This window comes from Hydrogenophaga sp. (assembly GCF_022844385.1).
Lineage (GTDB): Bacteria > Pseudomonadota > Gammaproteobacteria > Burkholderiales > Burkholderiaceae_C > Hydrogenophaga.
Genome location: NZ_JALHLX010000208.1, coordinates 1 through 4,052, shown reverse-complemented (window position 1 = coordinate 4,052; position 4,052 = coordinate 1). Strand labels below are relative to the sequence as shown.

At 65.8% G+C, this 4,052-nt stretch carries 1 protein-coding gene; it reads right to left on the bottom strand.

Annotation, left to right across the window (positions count from 1 at the left end; all coding sequences use genetic code 11):
• Positions 1–4,001: GMC family oxidoreductase N-terminal domain-containing protein (locus Q0C59_RS19060; protein WP_291218539.1), on the bottom strand; the 4,001-nt coding region annotated here is incomplete at its 3' end.
• Between the last annotated feature and the right edge of the window lie 51 nt (positions 4,002–4,052).

The following is a 4,052-nucleotide window of genomic DNA, read 5'->3' as shown; positions in this document are numbered from 1 at the left end:
GGTGCCTCGATGAAGCGGATGCGCTTGCAGGTGGCCAGTCCATCCTCGTTGGCCTGGTGTGCCCGTTCGGTGGCGGGTGCGGGCAGGGTGGAGAGCAGGCGGTCCAGGAAGTTCAGCAACAGGTTGTCCTGAGCGCCGCGCACGGCAAACGGAATCACGCCACGCGGCGCCACCGCCTGCAAAAAACCGGGCAACCAGGTTTTGGCTCGCGTCTCCGGGCTACCCTGCGCGAGCGCATGCACCTGGCTGAACATGGCGCAGGCGATCTTGGACAGGCGTGGAGTGCCCGGATCACCGTTCGGGACTGTTGTCTGAGGGGCGTGCGACAGCAAACCATCGAGCAAGGCCATCCACAGCGAGGCGGCACCGATGCACTGGCCGAACGCCGAGATTTGCAGAGGGTGGCCACCGCCCTCGGCACGCTCGATTTCCGAGAGGATGTGGTTCACCGCCGTTGGCACGTCGTGGTGTGCCTGCATGTCCACGGTGGTGGGCTCGGCAGCGTAGCCGCTGCGTGTCGACATTCGGCTGTCCAGGATCCAGACCTCAAAGCCTTTCTCGTGGAAGGCCTCGGCCAGATTGCTGCCGACGGTGGAGCCGTCGGCCTGGTGCGTGAAGCTTTGCCCCGATTGTCCAAAGGCATGGAGCAGCAGCACGGCACGTGCCCGGCGAACGTGCTGTCCCCTCCAGGTCGAGTCCTGGATGTAGGTGGTTTTGGAGGTTTCGTCGCGCTGGTAGCGCCACAGACGCAAACGCAGATCGTCCACCGCCTCGGTGCCCTGGTCGCTGCTGGAGCGGCCGCGGGAGACGGGAAGCCAGTGCAGCTCCGGGATGACGAACCCGCCTTGGCCGTTGCGAATGCGAACGTCTTCCTCGCTGGCCGCGTCCGCTACCGGCAGATTGCTGTGGTTGGGCAGGCGAAAGTCGAGCAACCGGGTCTTGATGGCAAAACGAGCCAGCAGCAGCGGATAGCCCGCCAGAAGCATCAAGCCGCTGGTGGTGTCACCCTGCTGGCCCAGCTGTGCCATGGCGCGGTTGAAGAGGTTGTCGCGCCCCATGGACAGGGTGCCGTGGGCGAGCCGGCGTGATCGATGGGCGGTGCCGCGCCACACGCTGATCCGCGCATCCATCACCTGTTCCCAAAAGCCCGGGCGAAGCGGCGCCATCTCTGCCGAACCCAGGCCGACCAGCCGCAAGGTGTGACGACCCAGCCAGCGCCCCCACTCGGGCAGCGACGCCCGGTAAGCCACGCGTTTGTGGGCCGTCATATGTACCCGCTCAGGGAACGTGCCCCGGGTGTCTTCGCACGCCCCGGTTTGCCGCTCCAGCGTGACCTGGTAGCACATGCTGCGCCTCTCGGCGGCATGCACCATCTGGCGCAAAAACTGAACCACGCTGACGACCTTCCGCCAGGCCGATGGCTCGGCCGGTTTGGGGTGCGATCCTTTGAAACGCCAGTCCGACCAGCCCCGCAGCACCAGATAGGTGAGCAAGGTGCGCGGGTAAGGCAGGGCCGATGCCAGCAGAGAGATCAAAGGCAACCACAGGAGCCAGATGGGCAGTGCAACACGCCCGGCTGCATCGGCAAGGTCGATGTGAATCAGCGCGCAGAGCGCCTGAAGTTTGGCGAGCAAGACCAAGCCCAAGCCCAACACGATAGGCCCGATCCACACCAGCAACTGCAAAGCGCACGCCAGAGTGGGCCAGATGCCGCTGCTGCACCAGTGCGCACGCAAGAACTTGAAGTGCCCCTCGGTGGCCTGGTAGGTGGCGAGCACTTCGGGGGTACCTCCCGATGCCGAACCCTGCTGTGGCGGGGCCGCGCGCAGCAGCTCCAGCGTGGCGTCCTTGATGAGCATCGGGTGGTCGCGATCGGTCAGCGTGTGCTCGAAGTTGGCGGCATCGAGACGGGTTGTGAACACCAGCCTGAGCCGGTCCCGATCAGGATGCTGGAACCATTGACCGCCCAGTCCGGCACCCTCAGCCCGCAAGGTTTCACCCAGTCGAACATCCCGGTCGAACGGCTCATACATGAACTCGGCGTGGGGTCGTTCGGAAGAGGGTGCGACGACGAAAGGCAGGCGTTGGGGTGCCGGGTCCATCAGTGCCATGGCACGCTCAGCCAGCGCCGTGATGGTGAGCATGGGATTGCAGCCCAGCGACGTGGGCACGATCGCGCCGTCCAGCACAAACAGGCCGTCGTACACCTGTGGCCGGTTGGGTGGATTCAAGTCCGGTGCGGTGAGCGTTTCCCCGCTTGCTTCGACGGCGTTTGGGTGGGATGCGGTGCGCGCTGCCGAGTGCATTTTGAACCGTCCTTTGCGCCCGCGCTGCGCGGGTTCGTGTACCCACACCTGGCCCAGGTGGTTCACGACGCTGGTGACGGGATCGTCGCCCATGGGGCAGCCACCCAGCGGATGCACGGTGGTCACGGTGGCGGGCGGCTGTTCCCCCCGGAAAAGACGGGTCATGCTGGGCGGCAACCATTGCCACAAGGGTGTGTGCACATGGGTGCCCAGCTCCCCCAGGCGGTCAAACAGCCGCTGCTGCTCGCGGTAGGTTGGCAGTTTCTGAGGGTCGGCAAGGACCGGTGCGCTGGTGTCCAGCCCGGGCAGCCATACCAGGCGCCCCGGCGAGCCGTCGTGTCCCATCGCCAGAAAAACCTGCGTGTGTTCGGTCATGGCCTTGCTGGCGGCCAGGGGGTCTGTGGTGGACGCTGCGCCGGGCTGTGGATTCTTGAACCACCAGCGGCCGAGTTGCCCGACGCAGTAGGCGGTGGCGATCATTTCGGCAAACGGGCGTGCGATGGCGCCGGGGATGGCGCCGTCTTGGAGCACGATGCGCCTGTCCAATGGCTTGCCCGGGTCCCGCAGGTCCAGCGACGCGGTGATGGTCGGGCCAACCACCCGATGGTGATTTCGCGGATCGCTCTTGCACATGCCGCGAAGCGTGGCGTTGGCGCCATAGCCCATCGCGTTGACGCGGCGGCGTTCCCCCGTGTTGATCGACACCGAGTCGCCATTGCCCGAGAGGCGTGTGCCCAGCGCACGGGAAAACGCCAGGGCTTCGCCTGCGAGTGCTTGTGATCGCTGCAGCAGTTGCGTTGAGCCCAGCGCTCCCGCAGCGATGACCAGGATGTTCGCGTGCACCTTGACGATCGTGCTGGCGGGGTCCTTGCCGGTTTCTGTCTCGGGCTGGCCATCGGGCCGCTCGGTGCCCGCTTCACGCAAGGTCAGCACCTGATGCTGGGCGTCGGTGGAAAACACCGTGCTTGTCCAGCCCGCTGCGTCCATGTCGTTGGGTGTTCCGGGCTCGAACTTGTACACCTGCGCCTGGGTGACGATCTGCACGCGGCACGTGGCCAGCGCCTTGCGCAGGTAGCTGGTGGACAGCGTGAGCTTGGCGCCAGGCACGTTACAGCCCGATGCACAGTCTCCGCAGGCAGTGCAGCGGTCCGGGTCCACCGTGAGCTTGGCTTGCGTGATCCGCAGGCCGGGGTGGTCGGGGCGGATGGCTGCGGCCACATCAAACAGCGCCTCGGTTTTGCACAGTTGTCGATCTTTCACTGGTGACTCGAACGTGTGGCCCCCCAGCGCGTCCTCTGCGGTGGTGAACGCCTGGTCCAACCACGAGGTGCCCGTGACCGGGCCAAACCCGTGCCGGATCTCAGCAGGCCATGCGTCCTGAGTGAACACATCGGCGTCCGGCCGCATCAGCACACCCGCGTTGATCAGGCTGCCACCGCCCAGCCCGTTGCCGGTGACGGCCACCATGCCCTGGCCCACTGAAATTTCAACCAGCCCCGAGGCCCGCCCCAGTGGTACGCCTCGACCGGGAATGTTCACCCGGAAGTGTTTGGGAACGCCCGAAAAATCGTTGGGAAAGTCGCCCGGCAGGTACTCACTGCCGCGTTCCAGCAGCAACACGCGGTGGCCTTTTTCCGCCAGCCGTAGCGCCGCCACGCTGCCGCCGTAACCCGAACCCACCACGATCGCGTCCACCTCGCGCTCCTGTTCAGGTCTGGCGATCCACTCTCGCCAGGTGCACGACAA